General features: G+C 64.9%; 15 protein-coding genes. 8 read left to right on the forward strand and 7 right to left on the reverse strand.

From position 1 onward, the window contains the following. Nucleotides 1-263: 263 nt before the first annotated feature. Nucleotides 264-1697 carry an aldehyde dehydrogenase family protein gene (locus ACE103_RS13005; RefSeq protein WP_223968086.1) on the forward strand — a complete coding sequence of 478 codons (1434 nt, stop codon included), beginning with the start codon at nt 264-266 and terminating at the stop codon, nt 1695-1697. Between the two features lie 211 nt (nt 1698-1908). Here the strand turns inward: ACE103_RS13005 and ACE103_RS13010 are convergent, their stop codons facing one another. Beyond that, a complete protein-coding gene (locus tag ACE103_RS13010) occupies nt 1909-2871 on the reverse strand; it encodes an SMP-30/gluconolactonase/LRE family protein (protein WP_375779745.1) in 963 nt (320 codons plus the stop codon). A 113-nt stretch (nt 2872-2984) separates the two neighbouring features. On the opposite strand from ACE103_RS13010, the gene ACE103_RS13015 reads away from it, so the two are divergent. Beyond that, nucleotides 2985-3806, forward strand: coding sequence for an NAD-dependent epimerase/dehydratase family protein (locus ACE103_RS13015; protein ID WP_375779746.1), 822 nt, complete (start codon nt 2985-2987; stop codon nt 3804-3806). Here ACE103_RS13015 and ACE103_RS13020 read toward each other — a convergent pair whose 3' ends face one another. Both ACE103_RS13020 and ACE103_RS13025 read right to left on the reverse strand, forming a co-directional pair. Continuing rightward, nucleotides 3807-4376 (reverse strand): invasion associated locus B family protein, encoded by a 570-nt coding sequence (locus ACE103_RS13020; RefSeq protein ID WP_375779747.1) that lies wholly within the window; start codon nt 4374-4376, stop codon nt 3807-3809. Between the two features lie 35 nt (nt 4377-4411). Then, nucleotides 4412-5104 (reverse strand): GntR family transcriptional regulator, encoded by a 693-nt coding sequence (locus ACE103_RS13025; RefSeq protein WP_375779748.1) that lies wholly within the window; start codon nt 5102-5104, stop codon nt 4412-4414. Nucleotides 5105-5278: 174 nt separating this feature from the next. Between ACE103_RS13025 and ACE103_RS13030 the strand changes: the two genes are divergently transcribed. The 4 genes from ACE103_RS13030 to ACE103_RS13045 all read left to right on the forward strand — a co-directional run bounded on the left by ACE103_RS13030 (nt 5279) and on the right by ACE103_RS13045 (nt 10204). Next, nucleotides 5279-6982: an IlvD/Edd family dehydratase gene (locus ACE103_RS13030; protein ID WP_375779749.1), complete on the forward strand. Its 1704-nt coding sequence runs from the start codon at nt 5279-5281 to the stop codon at nt 6980-6982. Between the two features lie 186 nt (nt 6983-7168). After that, a complete protein-coding gene (locus ACE103_RS13035; protein ID WP_375781100.1) occupies nt 7169-8137 on the forward strand; it encodes a TRAP transporter substrate-binding protein in 969 nt (322 codons plus the stop codon). 145 nt (nt 8138-8282) lie between these two features. After that, nucleotides 8283-8867 (forward strand): TRAP transporter small permease, encoded by a 585-nt coding sequence (locus tag ACE103_RS13040; protein WP_375779750.1) that lies wholly within the window; start codon nt 8283-8285, stop codon nt 8865-8867. Further along, nucleotides 8864-10204, forward strand: coding sequence for a TRAP transporter large permease (locus tag ACE103_RS13045; protein ID WP_176532731.1), 1341 nt, complete (start codon nt 8864-8866; stop codon nt 10202-10204). Before ACE103_RS13040 ends, ACE103_RS13045 begins: the two co-directional genes overlap by 4 nt. On the opposite strand, the gene ACE103_RS13050 is transcribed toward ACE103_RS13045, so the two are convergent. Both ACE103_RS13050 and ACE103_RS13055 read right to left on the reverse strand, forming a co-directional pair. After that, complete coding sequence (locus ACE103_RS13050) at nt 10201-10773, reverse strand: histidine phosphatase family protein (protein ID WP_223968079.1); 573 nt, start codon at nt 10771-10773, stop codon at nt 10201-10203. The genes ACE103_RS13045 and ACE103_RS13050 overlap by 4 nt on opposite strands. Nucleotides 10774-10777: 4 nt before the next feature. Then, nucleotides 10778-11569 carry an enoyl-CoA hydratase/isomerase family protein gene (locus tag ACE103_RS13055; protein WP_375779751.1) on the reverse strand — a complete coding sequence of 264 codons (792 nt, stop codon included), beginning with the start codon at nt 11567-11569 and terminating at the stop codon, nt 10778-10780. Between the two features lie 258 nt (nt 11570-11827). Between ACE103_RS13055 and ACE103_RS13060 the strand changes: the two genes are divergently transcribed. Continuing rightward, nucleotides 11828-13051, forward strand: a complete 1224-nt coding sequence (locus ACE103_RS13060; protein ID WP_375779752.1) for an NAD(P)/FAD-dependent oxidoreductase — start codon at nt 11828-11830, stop codon at nt 13049-13051. Between the two features lie 115 nt (nt 13052-13166). On the opposite strand, the gene ACE103_RS13065 is transcribed toward ACE103_RS13060, so the two are convergent. Both ACE103_RS13065 and ACE103_RS13070 read right to left on the reverse strand, forming a co-directional pair. Continuing rightward, complete coding sequence (locus ACE103_RS13065) at nt 13167-14102, reverse strand: ribokinase (RefSeq protein WP_375779753.1); 936 nt, start codon at nt 14100-14102, stop codon at nt 13167-13169. Nucleotides 14103-14123: 21 nt separating this feature from the next. Further along, nucleotides 14124-15017, reverse strand: coding sequence for a sugar kinase (locus ACE103_RS13070; protein WP_223968075.1), 894 nt, complete (start codon nt 15015-15017; stop codon nt 14124-14126). A 221-nt stretch (nt 15018-15238) separates the two neighbouring features. On the opposite strand from ACE103_RS13070, the gene ACE103_RS13075 reads away from it, so the two are divergent. Next, entirely contained in the window at nt 15239-16099 is an 861-nt protein-coding gene (locus ACE103_RS13075; protein ID WP_375779754.1) for a VOC family protein, read from the forward strand. The last annotated feature ends 1 nt before the right edge of the window (nt 16100 follow it).

Genomic DNA, 16100 nt, shown 5'->3' on the forward strand with positions numbered 1-16100 from the left:
CCATAACCACAAGTGGTAGTAAGTAAGCGCGACTCGTTCTAACAGGACCCATTACCAATTGCCGTCGGTGGTTATGGGCCCCAACCTTCGCCGGGGCGACGAAGCCAACCTTGCCACCGGTGCGGCAGCGACATTATATGCCGTGGGCGTGCACGAGCCGCGCCCCGCATATGGCGGGTTCAATTCGCCCTGCTTTCGTGCAAGGATGCCTGCCGAACGCTTTCCGTTCCCCTTATCCATACGCCCCCTACAAGAGGTTTCCGATGGTCAATCGTATGCAATTCTACATCGATGGCGCCTGGGTCGATCCGGTCGTCAAAGGCAAGTCCACCCCCGTCGTCAATCCGGCGACTGAAGAAGCGATGTATGAGATTGCGCTCGGCTCCAAAGCCGATGTCGACAAGGCAGTCGCCGCCGCCAAGCGCGCGTTCGAGACCTATTCCCAGACCAGCCGTGAGGAGCGCGTCGCGCTGCTCACCAAGGTCGTCGAGGTCTACAAGGGCCGCATGAAGGAGATCGGCGCCGCCGTCTCCGACGAGATGGGCGCTCCGCTGCCGATGGCCGAGAAGCTGCAGGCCGGCGCCGGCCTCGGCCATCTCATGAACACCCTCGAAGTGCTCAAGAAGTACGAGTTCGAGGAGACCATGGGCACCGCCGTGATCGTGCGCGAGCCGGTCGGCGTGATCGGCATGATCACCCCCTGGAACTGGCCGCTCAACCAGATCGCCTGCAAGGTCGCGCCTGCGCTTGCCGCCGGCTGCACCATGATCCTGAAGCCCTCCGAGTTCACCCCGACCTCGGCGCTGATCTTCGCGGAAATCCTCCATGAAGCCGGCGTGCCGAAGGGCGTGTTCAACCTCCTCAACGGCCTCGGCCCGGAGGTGGGTGCTGCGATGAGCGAGCATCCGGACATCGACATGATCTCGTTCACCGGCTCGACCCGCGCCGGCGTCGATGTCGCCAAGCGTGCGGCGCCGACCGTGAAGCGTGTCAGCCAGGAGCTCGGCGGCAAGTCGCCGAACGTGATCCTCGAGGGTGCCGACCTCGCCAAGGCGGTGACCGGCGGCGTGATGCACATGTTCAACAACTCGGGCCAGTCCTGCAACGCGCCGTCGCGCATGATCGTGCCGCTCTCCAAGATGAAGGAAGTGGCCGCGATCGCGAAGGGCGTCGCCGACAAGACCAAGGCCGGTGATCCGCGCGCCGACGGCACCACGATCGGTCCCGTGGTCAACCGCGGCCAGTGGGACAAGATCCAGGCGCTGATCCAGAAGGGCATCGACGAGGGCGCAACGCTCGTCGCCGGTGGCCCGGGCCTGCCCGAGGGCGTCAACAAGGGCTTCTATGTCCGCCCGACCATCTTCGCCGACGTCACCAACGACATGACGATCGCCCGCGAGGAAATCTTCGGACCGGTGCTGACCATCCTCGGCGCCAAGGACGAGGCTGAGGCGGTGAAGATCGCCAACGACACGCCGTATGGTCTCGCCGGTTACGTCTCGGCCGACACCGTGGAAACCGCGCGCCGCGTCGGCCGCCAGATCCGCGCCGGCAACGTCAACCTGCAGGGCGTGCCGAACGAGCGCTCCGCGCCGTTCGGCGGCTACAAGCAGTCCGGCAACGGCCGCGAGTGGGGCCGTTACGGTCTGGAAGAGTATCTCGAGGCCAAGGCCGTCGCCGGCTACAACGCCGCGTAAGCCGAGCCACGAGAGACACGATTTTGGCGCCGGGGCAGGCAACTGCTCCGGCGTCAGACGTTATGGAAGGTAGAAGTTTTCATCGTCGTCCCGGCGAAGGCCGGGACCCATAACCACCGATGCATTTGGTTGAGCAGGCTCGGGCCGCATTGTTTGCAAAACGAAGGTCTGTGGTAATGGGTCCCGGCCTTCGCCGGGACGACACAGAGACCTAGCCGCCGAGCGCGCCTTGGGTGTTGACGTAGAGCGCATAGATCGACTGGCTCGCCGCCATGAACAGGCGGTTGCGCTTCAGTCCGCCGAAGCAGAGATTGGCGCAGCGCTCCGGCAGCGCGATGCGGCCGATCATGACGCCGTCGGGCGCGAACACCACGACGCCGTCGAGTTCGGGATCGCCCATGCCCCAGCCGCACCACAGATTGCCATCGATGTCGCAGCGCATCCCGTCGGGCGTGCCGGGGCCGGCGTCGATGAACACGCGCTTGTTGGAGATTGTCTTGCCGTCGGCGGAGACGTCATAGGCGAGGATCTTGCGGTTCGGCTCGCCGCGGGATTCCACGACGTAGAGCATCTTCTCGTCCGGCGAGAAGCACAGCCCGTTCGGCCCGAGCACGCCCTCGGCGACGATGCTGGCCTTGCCGGTCTCGGGATCGAGCCGGTAGACATTGGGTTCGATCTCCGGATCGGCCTTGTAGCCCTCGTAATTGCCGAGCAGGCCGAAGATCGGATCGGTGAACCAGATCGCGCCGTCGGATTTCACCACGACGTCGTTCGGCGAGTTCAGTCGCTTGCCGCCGAAGGAGTCGATCAACACTGTGATCGATCCGTCATATTCGGTGCGCACCACGCGGCGGCCGCCATGCTCGCAGGTGATCAGCCGGCCCTGGCGGTCGCGGGTGTTGCCGTTGGCGAAGTTCGACGGCTTGCGGAAGATGCTGACCGCGCCGGTCTCTTCCTCCCATTTGAGGATGCGCTGGTTCGGGATGTCGCTGCACAACAGGTAGCGGCCGTCGCCGAACCACACCGGCCCTTCGGCCCAGCGCAGGCCGGTGGCGATGCGCTCAACGGCGGAGAGCTTCAGCCAGTACTTCTCGAAGCGCGGGTCGAGCGCATGGATCGCGGGATCGGGATAACAGGTCGCGGGACGCCAGCCGGCGGAATGAACATCGGACATTTGCTGTTCTCGTTGTTGTGTTTCGATGGTGTTTCCTTGAGCGCATGGTTTGCTATCATTGTCGGCCTGCGGCCGCAATTCGGCTGCAGCAAACAGGAAAGACGAGGGACGGCATGCCACGCATATTGATGACCGGCGCATCGGGGGGAATCGGCACGAGCCTGCGCAAGCTGCTGCCGCCGATCTATCCGGATCTCCTGTTGAGCGACATCAAGCCGCCGTCCGATCTCGGCAGCAACGAGAAATTCAGGGCTGCGGATCTTGCCGACCTCGCACAGGTCGAGGCGGTCTGCGAGGGCGTCGACGGCATCCTGCATTTCGGCGGCTATTCGGTCGAAGGTTCCTGGGATGCGATCCTGCAGGCCAACATCATCGGCGGCTACAATCTGTTCGAGGCGGCGCGCAAGCAGGGCGTCAAGCGCGTGATCTTCGCCTCATCCAATCACGCGGTCGGCTTCTATCCGCGCCATCACCGTATCGGCACCGACGTTACCGCGCGGCCGGACAGTCGTTACGGGGTGAGCAAGGTGTTCGGCGAGGGCGTCGGCGCGCTCTATGCCGACAAGCACGGCATCAAGGTGACCTGCATCCGGATCGGCAATTTCGGCGAGGCGCCGCTCGATCACCGCCGGCTCTCGATCTGGCTCAAGCCTGAGGATCTGGTTCAGCTCTGCTGCATCGGGCTCGAACATCCCGACATCCATTTCGAGGTGCTGTACGGCGCGTCGTACAACGAGCGCTCGTGGTGGGACAATCACCGCGCCTACGATCTCGGCTATCGTCCGAGTGGCCGCGGCGAAGACTTCCGCGAGCATGCGATGGCCGAGCAGGCCAAGCTGCCGCCCGATCCGGTCGGCGACTTCTACCAGGGCGGCACGTTCTGCAGCATGGAGTTCGACGGCGACAGGACGAGGGTGATCGACTGGAAGAAATGATCAGTCGTCGCACTGCGGCAGCTGCTTGACCGCCTCGGTGTGCTCCCGTTGCGGCTCATTCGAGCCTTGCCCGGATGCCTTTGGTGCGCTTCCGGGCCCGTCATAGGTCTGGGAAAAATGCGCAAGCGGGAAGTTGAGGCTGATCTTCTGCCCGGTCAGGTTCTTCGCTTCCACCACGATCGCTTGCGCGTGCTTCAGCCGCTCGATCAGCTCGCCATTGGCCTCCAGCGTGCCGCCGCAGCCGAGCGTGTAGCAGTGCGTCCTGGCGACCTGCATCGGCTCGTCCTGATCGATCCGCAGGCTGATCGTGCCTTCCAGCATGGTCCGCGTGCCGACATTCGCGGTGAGCAGCGCGCGCGTGCTGGTCTGTGGCGAGACGCTGATGGAGCCGCCCGACGGCGCGCACTGGCCGCGTGCGGCGGCGGCGACGAAGCAGCTCGCCTCGGTCAGGCAGGTTTTGGTCCAGGGCTCATAGGTGAGCTCGGTCGCGCGCGGATCGGCCGCGTCGGCAATTCCACCGAGTGCGAGCTGCACGGCGAACGATCCCATCAACAAAGCCACGTAACGCATCGCCGTCTCCTTCGCGAGGAAGGCCGCGTATCGCGCTATTGCGGCTTTTTGTCGTTGGAGATGCGGACGAGATAATCCGCTTTGCTGTACTGCATGTGATCGACGCAGAGCTGCGCCAGCGCCCAGCTGTCACGGCCTTTCAGGAGCTCGATCATCAATTCGTGCTGGCGGCGCGACAGCGCAAGACCCTCGCTGTCGGCGAGGTTCTTGGCGCGCATCGGCAGCGTCAGGTTCATGTAGTCCTGCAGCGAGCGCACCAAGTAGGGATTCCCGCAGGCGGAGAACAGCGCGAGGTGGAACGCATCGTTGGTCTCATGGATTCCGCGCATGTCCTGCGCGTCGGCCTTGATACAGTAATGCCGTTGCAGCTCGCTCAATTGGTCGATCAGGCTGTCAGGCGCGGGGAGGGTGATCATTAGCGCGGCCTGGCGCGTGAGCATCTCGCGCACCTCGTAGATCTGCCGCACCTCTTCGGCGGAATAGAACCGCACCGTGGCGCCGACATTCTTCTCGCGCAGCACGATGCCTTGGCGTTCGAGCTGGAATAGCGCCTGGCGCACGAAATGCCGGCTCGCGCCGTAGCGCTGCATCAGGGTATCCTCGACCAGCCGCAGGCCGGGCGCGAAGCGGCCGAAGATGATGTCCTCCTCCAGCCGGCGGATCACTTCCGCCTGCTCCTCCTCCCGCGAGGGGGCCTGGAGTTCGGGCAAGATGGGTTCGGCTGTCATGCGCTCTCGGTTTCGGGTCGACGCGCCGGAGGTCAGCATGACGCCATGGCTATTGTCAATAATGGGGGCGATTTTACCGCAGACCAGCCGCGCTCTACCGCCAGATTATCTCATATTGACAATAATTCTCGCCGCTCCTTAAGTGCGGCCGAACAACCACGGGAAGAGAAGAAAATGGCCGACGGACTTCGCAAGGGACTGACCAGCTATGGTGACGCCGGCTTCTCGCTGTTCCTGCGCAAGGCCTTCATCAAGGCGATGGGCTATTCGGATGATGCGCTCAACCGCCCGATCGTCGGCATCACCAACACCTACAGCGACTACAATCCCTGCCACGGCAACGTGCCGCAGATCATCGAAGCGGTGAAGCGCGGCGTGATGCTGTCGGGCGCGATGCCGTTCGTGTTTCCGACCATCTCGATTGCCGAAAGTTTTGCGCATCCGACCTCGATGTACCTGCGCAACCTGATGGCGATGGATACCGAGGAGATGATCCGCGCCCAGCCGATGGATTCCGTGATCGTGATCGGCGGCTGCGACAAGACCTTGCCGGCGCAGCTCATGGCTGCCATCAGCGCCGATCTGCCGACCGTTGTGATCCCGGTCGGGCCGATGGTGGTCGGCCATCACAGGGGCGAGGTGCTGGGCGCCTGCACCGATTGCCGCCGGCTGTGGGGCAAGTATCGCGCCGGGGAGATCGACGATGTCGAGATCGAGGCGGTGAACGGCCGTCTCGCGCCGTCGGTCGGCACCTGCATGGTGATGGGTACGGCCTCCACCATGGCCTGCATCACCGAGGCGCTCGGCCTGTCGCTGCCGATGAGTGCGACGGTCCCGGCGCCGCATGCCGAACGTTTCCGCTCCGCAGAGGCCAGCGGACGCGTCGCCGCCGAAATGGCCAAGACCAAGGGGCCGAAGCCGAGCGAGATACTGACGCCGTCGTCGTTCCGCAACGCCCAGGTGGTCCTGCAGGCGATCGGCGGCTCGACCAACGGGCTCATTCACCTCACGGCGATCGCCAACCGCTCGCCGTACAAGATCGACCTCGAGGCGTTCGACAAGCTTGGCCGCGAGGTCCCAGTGCTGGTCGACCTCAAGCCCTCGGGTGAGCATTACATGGAGCATTTCCATCATGCCGGTGGCGTGCCGAAGCTGATGGCCCAGCTTGGCGACCTCATCGATCTCGATGCCAGGACGATTACCGGCCAGACCCTGCGCGAGGTCGTCGCCAATGCCGAGGACGTGCCGGGGCAGGATGCGATCCGCCCCAAGACCAACCCGATCAAATCCGAAGGCGCGATGGCGATCCTGCACGGCAATCTCGCGCCGCGCGGTGCCGTCATCAAGCAGTCGGCGGCGAGCCCAAAGCTCTTGCAGCACACCGGCCGTGCCGTGGTGTTCGAGTCGGTCGAGGACATGACGCTGCGGGTCGACGACCCCGCGCTCGACGTGACCGCCGACGACGTGCTGGTGCTGCGCAACGCCGGCCCCAAGGGCGCGCCGGGCATGCCGGAGGCGGGCTACCTGCCGATCCCGAAGAAGCTCGCGCGCACCGGCGTGAAGGACATGGTCCGTATCTCCGATGCGCGGATGAGCGGCACGGCGTTCGGCACCATCGTGCTGCACATCACGCCGGAGTCCGCCGTCGGCGGTCCGCTCGGCCTGGTGCGCAACGGCGACATGATCCGGCTCGATGTTGCCAAGCGCAGCATCGATCTGCTGGTCGACGAAGCCGAGTTGCAGAAGCGTCGCGCCGCGCTGACCCCTGCCGGCACGCCGGACTGGGCCAGGCGCGGCTACGCGCACCTCTTCAACGAGACGATCCTGCAGGCCGACGAGGGCTGCGACTTCGACTTCATGCGCGCTAAGGGGAAGTAGCGCGCGTCGTTCGGCGAAATTGCCGAATTGTCGATAATTTTGGCGATGCAGTGCACGATAGCGGCTGCAGTCGTCTAATTCCTTCTGTTTTATTGACAATCCCGCGGGACTGGTGGGATGATCGCGTCAATCAAAAACAGGGGGAACGTCGCGATGGGCTATTCAGCCAGGATCGTCGGGATCGCCATGGCCGCGGCAACGCTGCTGCTGACGGCGCGCGCCGGCGCGCAGGAGGTCAAGCACTTCCGCTTCGCCTATGACCAGCCGCGCAACACCGGCTATTCGGTCGCCGGTGATCTGTTCGCCGAGAAGCTCAAGGAATTGAGCAAGGGGACGATGATCGTCGACCAATATCCCGGCGCGCAACTCGGCCAGGAGCCGCAGCTGCTGCAGCTCGTGAAATCAGGCGATATCGAGTTCGCGATCGTCTCCTCCGCCAACACGGCGACGATCTCGCCGCAGGCCGGCGTGATGTCGCTGCACTTCCTGTTCCGCAACGACGCCCATGTGATCAAGGCGCTGGCGGACCCGCAGGTGTTCGACGCCATCCGGACGATGATCGACGAGACTGCGCAGGGCCTGCATGTGATCGGCACCGGTTCGCAGGGCGTCCGCCACATCTACAGCAAGAAGGAAATCCACAACGTCGGCGACCTCAAGGGCGTGAAGGTCCGGGTGCAGGCGACCGCGACCGAGGACACCATGTTCCCGGCCTATGGCGCGCAGACGGTTCATATGCCGTTCGGCAGCGTCTACACCTCGCTGCAAACCGGCGTGGTCGACGCCGCCGAGAACAGCATCAACGTCTATCTCGTCAACAAGCACTATGAGGTCGCGCCGGTGCTGTCGATCACCGAGCACGAGGCCAACAATGCGCTGCTGTTCGTCTCCGACAAGCTGTGGCAGAGCCTGTCCGCCGAGCAGAAGCAATGGGTGCAGGCGGCCGCCAACGAGGTCAGCGCCAAGGAGCCGCAGAAGGCCTTCGAGCTCGAGCGGAATGCGCTGACCAAGCTGAAGTCGTTCGGCGTCAAAGTGGTCGATGACGTGGACAAGAAGAGTTTTACCGCGATCGCCGATCCCTATCTCGACAAGCTCGCCAAGGAGCTTGGCCCGCACGCGGAGAAGATCAAGAATTTGATCCGCGCGATCAACTGAACGGACGCCCCACGTCGTCCCGGCGAAGGCCGGGACCCATCCGCCGCGGCCCTTCAGTTGAGCGATTAGGTCGCCAACTTTCTGCAAGCAACTCGAGCCGGGGGTTATGGGTCCCGGCCTTCGCCGGGACGACGGAGTTTGAAGCATGGCCATCGCCGACAGACTGGTGCTGCAACGGCAGCGGCATCTGAAATGGCGGGCGCTGGATCGGCTCGAGCTGGTCCTGATGATGTTGTGCGGCCTGTTGTGCTTCGGCTTCTCGCTCTCGGTCACCGCCGACATCGTCACCCGCACCATCGGTCATCCCTGGCTGTGGCTGCAGGAGGTGACCTCGACGCTGTTCATCTACGCGATCTTCATTGGCGCTGCGGTCGCGACACGGCGCAACGATCATCTCTATCTCACCGCGCTGTCGGAGGCGATGCACGGCCGGTCGCGGCTGGCCGTCGAGATCGTCATCCGCCTGGTGGTGCTCGGCGTCGCCTTTTGCCTGGTCTGGTACGGTTATCAAAATTACCTCCGCGGCTTCGGCAGTTTCCGGCTGCCGTCCGGCACGCCGATCGCGTCGCTTTATGCGGTGATTCCCCTGTCCGGCATCCTGATCGGCCTGTTCACGATCGAGCAGCTCGTCAACGGCATCCGCAACGGCTTTGACCATCCGGAGCCGCCGGACGAGGATCTTGCGATTCCTGCGATCAACACCAGTGCCACCACGGGAGTGCAGCCGTGAGCGCACCGGTCGTGCTGGTGTTGATGTCGTCCTGCTTCCTGTTCTTCGGTTATCTCGGCGTGCCCGTGCCGTTCTCGCTGATGGCCGGTGTGTTCGTCGGCGCAATGCTGTCGGATGTCTCGCTTGCCGCGATCATTCAGAAAATATTCGACGGCGTCGATTCCGAGGCGCTGCTGGCGATCCCGTTCTTCCTTCTGGTCGGTGAGCTCATGAGCTCGGCGAATGTCGTGGTCCGCATCGCCAACCTGTCGGTCTCGCTGGTCGGGCATATCAGGGGCGGGCTGTCGCAGGTCGTCGTCGTGTTCAGCATGTTTTTCTCGGAAATGTCCGGCTCGACCACCGCCGATGTCGCTGTCATGAGCCGGGCGCTCGGCGGGCCTATGCGGCGGGAAGGCTACGAGCCGGCCTTCATCGCCGCGATCATCGCCTCGGCCTCGACGATTGCGGCGCTGGTGCCGCCGAGCATCACGGCGGTGGTCTATGGCGCGGTCGGCAACGTCTCGATCGCCGGCCTGTTCATGGCGGGCGTGGTGCCCGGGCTGATGATCGGCTTCGGGCTGATGATCTATTGCTATTTCTTCGGTCCGTCAGGCCTGCGCAAGCCGCGCGCGCCGCTGCGCCAGATCGCATTCGCTGCCGGCGACGCCGCGCTGCCGCTGATGATCCCGGTGATCCTGCTCGGCGGCATCCTGACCGGCTGGTTCACGCCGACCGAGGCCGGCGTGGTCGCGGTCGCCTACATCATCCTCGTCGTGATCCCGGCGCTGAACCGCGGGCACCTGAAAAAGATTCCGTACGACTTCTGCCTGGCCGGCCTGATCTTCTCGCTGCCGCTGATCACGATCGGCGCGGCGAACGCGTTCGGCTGGATGCTGGCCTATCTGCGCGGCGCGATCTACATCGCCGACTGGATTACCTCGATCGCGGGCAACGATCCGCACCTCATCATGCTCTTGATGGTGCTGCTGTTCACCGTGGTCGGCGACTTCATCGAGCCGGTGCCGACGATCATCATCTTCATGCCGCTGGTGAACGCGCTGACCCAGGCCGGGGACATCAATGGCGTGCATATGGGCGTGGTGCTGATCGCGACACTCGCTTTCGGCCTGATCACGCCGCCCTACGGGCTCGTGCTGCTGATGGCCTCGAAATTCGTCGGCATCAGCTTTGCAAAAGCGTTGCGGGCGGCGCTGCCGATCTACGTCGTGTTCCTGGTCACGATCTGCTTCACGATCTATTTTCCGAAGGTCGTGCTGTGGCTGCCCAAGCAGGTGATCCCGGAATCGGTCGGCTGCTTCAAGGCACCCGGCGGCACCGGATACATCTGCCCGAACTAATCGATCTGCTCCACCTTCCAGCCATCGCCGTTCCGTGCATAGCGGAACGGCGTCCCGTGACGGTTCTCGAAGAAGCCTCCGCACAGCACCTGCGCCATCGCCTGCATCACGCCGTCATGGCAGACGAACAAGATGTCCGTGCGCGGATGCCGATCCTGCCACGTCGCTACGCAACGCAGCGCGCGTTCGGACACCGCGGGCCATGGTTCGCCATCCGCAGGAAGGACCGAGGTGAGGTCATCCATCGCGGTGATGCCATGCTGTTGCATCGTCTCACGGATCGACTGGCCCTCGAGGCTTCCGAAATCGCACTCGATGATGCCGGCATCGATGCTCACCTCTTTGCCCAGCGTTGCCGCCACGACCTCCGCCGTCTGGACGGCGCGGCGCAGCGGGCTTGCAACGATCGCGGCCAACGCAACGCCCGCTAGCCGCTCAACGGCGACGCGCGCCTGCGCTATGCCGGCCTCGTTCAGGGCATTGTCGGTCAGGCCCTGAAAGCGGCCTTGCCTGTTCCAGTCGGTGGTCCCGTGCCGGAGGCACAGGAACGAGCGCGAGGGAAGCGCCACGCGGTCACTTCGACTTGCTGGTGAACTTCTTCACCGCGACGCGGAAATCCTCGGTGTGCATCGACGTGATAATCTTGTGTTCCTCGGCATCGAGCTGCTGCTTGGTCGGCGTGGTGGCGGCCTGATAGACCAACGACTTGGTCCCAGCGATCGCGGCGGGCGGATTTTTCGCCAGGCGCTCGGCGAGCTGCCGGGTGGCGGCCTTCAACTCGGCCGCGGGGACGGTCTTGACGACCAGTCCCCATTCATAGGCCTGCTGAGCGGTGAAGCCGTCCTCAGCCAGGAAAATTTGCAGCGCGCGGCGGGTCCCGACCGTGCCGACGATGCCGACCGTGCTGCCGCCGTCGGGCGATACGCCGATCTTGGCATAGGCGGGCGTGAAGCGGGCATCCTCCGCGGCGATGCACAGGTCGGTCACGAAGGCGAGGCCCATGCCGGCGCCGGCTGCCGATCCGTGCACGCTGGACAGCACGATCTTCGGCATCCGCCGAACCGTCTCGATGAAGGCATGGTAGTGATGCAGCATCTCGCCGACCACGGGCGCGATGTTTTTGGCTTCGGTCGCAGCACCGATGGTTTGCAGATCGCCGCCGGCGCAGAAGGCGCGGCCTTCGCCCTCGATGACCAGCACGCGGACGTCCTTGTTGGCTTCGACCTCGGCGCCGAGCTCTTCGAGCTTTTTGGCGATCGTCATGTCGATCGCGTTGAACGCGGCCGGCCGGTTCAGCGTGATGGTCGCGATGGCGCCGTCGATGCGGAGCAGGGCAGGGTCGTTGGCGGAGGCGGGTGCTGGCATTTTGAAGACCTTGGGCTTGTTATTTCCGGACATTTAAGGCCTTGCCGGGAGCCGTGGCAATCCGGCAGGGGTCCGGACGCGGCTTTCGGGGGCCCAGATTTGCCCGAGACCCCCTTGCATCAGCGCGAGCCATGGGGCCAAATAGCGCGCGCCTTCGGTACGCAGACACGAGCGCTGTGGTGACGGGGCACGCAAGCTAACATCGACAAGAGGAAACGGGATGGGTCACTCCTGCTCGCGCGTATTTGGGTTGTTCCGATGACAGGCTCGGTCATCATCGTCGGCGCCGGACATGCCGGCTTCCAGCTCGCGGCGTCGTTGCGCCAGGCCGGCTTTGCCGAGCGCATCGCCCTGCTCAATGACGAAGGTCATTTGCCGTACCAGCGGCCGCCTTTGTCGAAGGCCTATCTGAAAGGGACCGGCGGGCCCGAGACCCTGATGTTCCGGCCCGACAGATTCTACCAGGACAACAAGATCGAGTTGATCACCGATCGCGCCCATGCGGTCGACCGCCATGTGCGGAAGGTGACTCTCGCCTCCGGCACGTCGCTCGACTACGGCCATCTGGTGTTCGCGACCGGCGCGCGGAACCGGCTGCTCGATATTCCCAACGCAAAGCTCGACGCCGTCCGCTACCTGCGCATCCTCGACGAGAGCCAGGCGCTGCGCGATCTGCTCGCACCCGGCATGCGCGTCGTCGTGATCGGCGCGGGCTTCATCGGGCTCGAATTCGCGGCCACCGCGCGAGCCAAGGGCCTCGAGGTCGACGTGGTCGAGCTCGCCTCGCGCGTGATGGCGCGCGCGGTGACCGCGGAGATTTCCGAGTTCTCGCAGTCGCGCCACGGCGCGGCCGGCATCCGAATCCACCTCGGGGTGCAGGTCACGGCGATCGAGGCCGATGGCGCCAAGGTCACCGGCGTCAGCCTGAGCAATGGGACGCACATCCCGGCCGATCTCGTCGTGGTCGGCGTCGGCGTGCTGCCGAATGTCGAGCTCGCTGCGGAGGCCGGCCTGCCGGTCGCATCGGGCATCATCGTCGACGAGCATCTCTCGACCGCCGATCCGAATATCTCCGCGATCGGCGATTGCGCGCTCTATACCAGCAAGCGCTTCGGCGGATCGCTGCGGCTCGAGTCGGTGCAGAATGCGACCGACCATGCGCGCTGCGTGGCGTCGCGGCTGACCGGCAAGACCGAGGTCTATGACGGCCTGCCGTGGTTCTGGAGCGACCAGGGCCCCGACAAGCTGCAGATGGCGGGTCTCACGACCGGCTACGACCGCGTCGTGGTGCGCGGCGACCGCGCGCAGGGGGCGTTCTCGGCGTTCTGCTACCGCGGCGACAAGTTGCTCGGCATCGAGTCGGTCAACCGTGCCGGCGATCACATGTTCGGCCGCCGGCTGCTCGGCGCGGGCGGTTCGATCACGCCGGAACAGGCGGCGGATGCGAGCTTCGATTTGAAGAGCGCGCTGGCACAAATGTAAGCAAGCGTCGTCCCGGCCGAGTGCGCGATTGCGCACGGAGCCGGGATCCATACTCCGCGGCCTATGTTGTGAACGGGATCGTCGTTCCAGCGCCTCACAACATTGAGATTTGTGGTTATGGGTCCCGGCCTTCGCCGGGACGACTCGGGGAGAGAATAGCGGTCACCTCCTGCGCCGTCGGCATCGACGGCGCGGCCCCCATCCGTTGCACGCAGATCGAGGCGGCAATGTTGGCGTAGGTCAGCGCGTCACCAAGCGGCTTGTCGATGGCGAGCTGCGAGGCGAGGGCACCGACGAAGCAATCGCCGGCGCCTGTGGTGTCGACGGCCTTGACCTCGCGTCCCGGCACGAGCAGCGGTTGGTCCTCGACCAGCGCCAGCACGCCGCGCCTGCCGAGCGTGACGCAGACGATCTTGCCACGCCCCAGGCTCCGTGCTGCCTCGGCGAAGCGGGAGGGATCATCGCTGTCGCGCAGCTCTGCTCCCGTCAGCAGGCCGAGTTCGGTCTCGTTGAGGATCAGGACATCGACGAGATCGAGCAGCGCCTTGTCGGCCTGTTTCGCCGGTGCCGGATTGAGGATCGTGGTGGCGCCGGCGACGCGGGCGCGGCTGAAGAATGCGGCGATCGTCGGCAGCGGGATCTCGAACTGGCTGACCGCGACGTCACCCCTGGCAAGCACGGGTGCTGCGACATCGTCGGTATCGACCAGCCCGTTGGCGCCGGGCACGACCACGATGGTGTTATCGGCATTGGCGAGCGTGATGATCGCGGTGCCCGAATGCGTGCCGCCGGTGTCCTTGACAAAGCTGAGATCGACGCCTTGCGCGGCAAGGAAGGCGCGAAGCTCCTTGCCGAACGCGTCGGTGCCGAGCCGGCCGACCAGCGTGGTCGGCACGCCCTGCTTGGCCGATGCCACCGCCTGGTTGGCGCCCTTGCCGCCGGGAAAATACAGCACGGCCTCGCCCGCGACCGTCTCGCCTATCTTCGGATGGCGCTCGGCGGTCGCCACCACGTCCATATTGATGCTGCCGGCGACGAAGACGCGCCCCATGCCTTACCCCACTCCGTCCTGTCAGACCGCGGCGCCGAACTCCTGCTTGACGGCCGCGATGTCGGCGAGCGTCGGCAGGCCGGCTTCGTTGCCGAGCTTCTGAATCTTGTAGGTCGACGCCGCGCGCGCAAACTCAAAGTGGTCATGCCAGGCTTTGCCGGGATTGGCGAGATAGGAATAGATGTAAGCGCCATGGAAGACGTCGCCGGCGCCGTTGGTGTCGATCACGCGCTTGCGTGGAATCGGAAATGCCGGCAGCGTTTGCACCGTGCCCGCCTCGTCGTACCAGAGCAGGCCGCGCTCACCCATGGTGATGCCGCCGACCCGGCAGCCGCGGCTCTTGAGATAATCGAGCATCTGCTCCGGCGTCTTGTCCATCTGCTCGCACAGCCGTTCGGCGACGATCGCGACGTCGATGAATGCGAGCAGCTCGTGGGTGTTGGTGCGCAGGCCGCCGCCGTCGAGCGAGGTCAGGATGCCGTCTTCACGGCAGAGCTTTGCGTAATGGATCGCGGCGTCCGGCTGGTGGCCGTCGATGTGCAGCGCGCGGCAGCCCTTGATGTTCAGCAGCGGAAAGGGATGGATGTGCTGGTCGTCGCGGCAGCGGACGATGGCGCGCTTGCCGTCGTTGGGCATGATGAAGGACAGCGAGGAGGAGTTCACCTTGCGGGGATGGAACGAGATGCCGTACCTGTCGGCCATGTCCCAGAACATCCGTCCCAGCCAGTCATTGGCCATGGTGGCGATCAGGTCCGGCTCGACGCCGAGCTTGGCGCAGCAGAACGCCGCGGTCACCGCGTTGCCGCCGAACGACACCGCATAGGCGTCTGCAACGTGCTTCTCGTCGCCGACCGGCATGTGATCCGTGATGAAGGTGACGTCGATATAGGTCTGTCCAATGAAGAGAGCCTGCATTCGCTTCCCGTGATCGCTTGGTGTGGTCCCGGCCGACGATCAGACTAGCACCGCTGATCGGCCGATATCGCTGAAATTATTCGCATCCCTGCTTGGTTTACAGGTAGAGATGATGGATGTGCCGGGCCGTTCTGGTATGCGGCATAACGGCCGGTGGCAGGCCGCAGTTCCGAGATCGTAAGGAGAAGCACAATGACGGCAGATTCGAGGAGGCCAGAGCCATGATTACCGGTCTCGATCATGTCGTCGTCCTCACCGGCGACATTGCCGCCGCCAGCGCCGCCTACGAGACGCTTTTCGCGCGGGCGCCGGCCTGGCGCAACAGCGGCGACGGCGCCGACCGTGTGCTGTTCACGCTCGACAACACGACGCTGGAATTGATGGCGCCGCGCGGCGACGATGATGCCGCCCAGCGCGTCCGCAGCGCGCTCGTCACGCAAGGCGAGGGGCTTGCGAGCCTCTGTTTCCGCACCAGCGATATCGCCAGGACACACCGCAAGCTCGACAGGCTGACCCTGAAGCCCGAGCCCGTCGCCGAGGTCGAGAGCCGCGACGAGATCAGCGGCGCCACGCTGGCGTGGAAGCGGACGCGTGCGGCGACCGATGCGACACGGGGTGTGCGCATGTTCTTCCTGGAGCGCGAGCAGGAGCGGCCGCTATCGGTGCGCACCACGCCGGCCTCGATCACCGCGATGGATCATGTGGTGGTCTCGACCGCCGACCCGGAGCGCGCGGCGGCACTCTATGGTGCGCGGCTCGGGCTCGACATGGCGCTCGACCGGTCACATCCCGAATGGGGCCGGCTGATGTTCTTCCGCTGCGGCGACCTCGTGGTCGAGGTCACGCACCGGCCGGCCAAGGAAAACGTCAAGGCGGAGACGGACGCGCCGGACCGGCTGCGCGGCATCTGCTGGCGCGTCGCCGACGCCGATGCCACACGTGCGCGGCTGGTTGCCGCCGGCGTCGACGTCTCCGAGGTTCGCACCGGCCGCAAGCCCGGCACGCGCGTGATGACGGTGCGCAACGGCACGTGCGGCGTGCCGACGCTTCTGGTGCAGCCCTCACAGGGAAAGCCAGACTAGG

This window comes from Bradyrhizobium sp. ma5 (assembly GCF_042258955.1).
GTDB lineage: Bacteria > Pseudomonadota > Alphaproteobacteria > Rhizobiales > Xanthobacteraceae > Bradyrhizobium.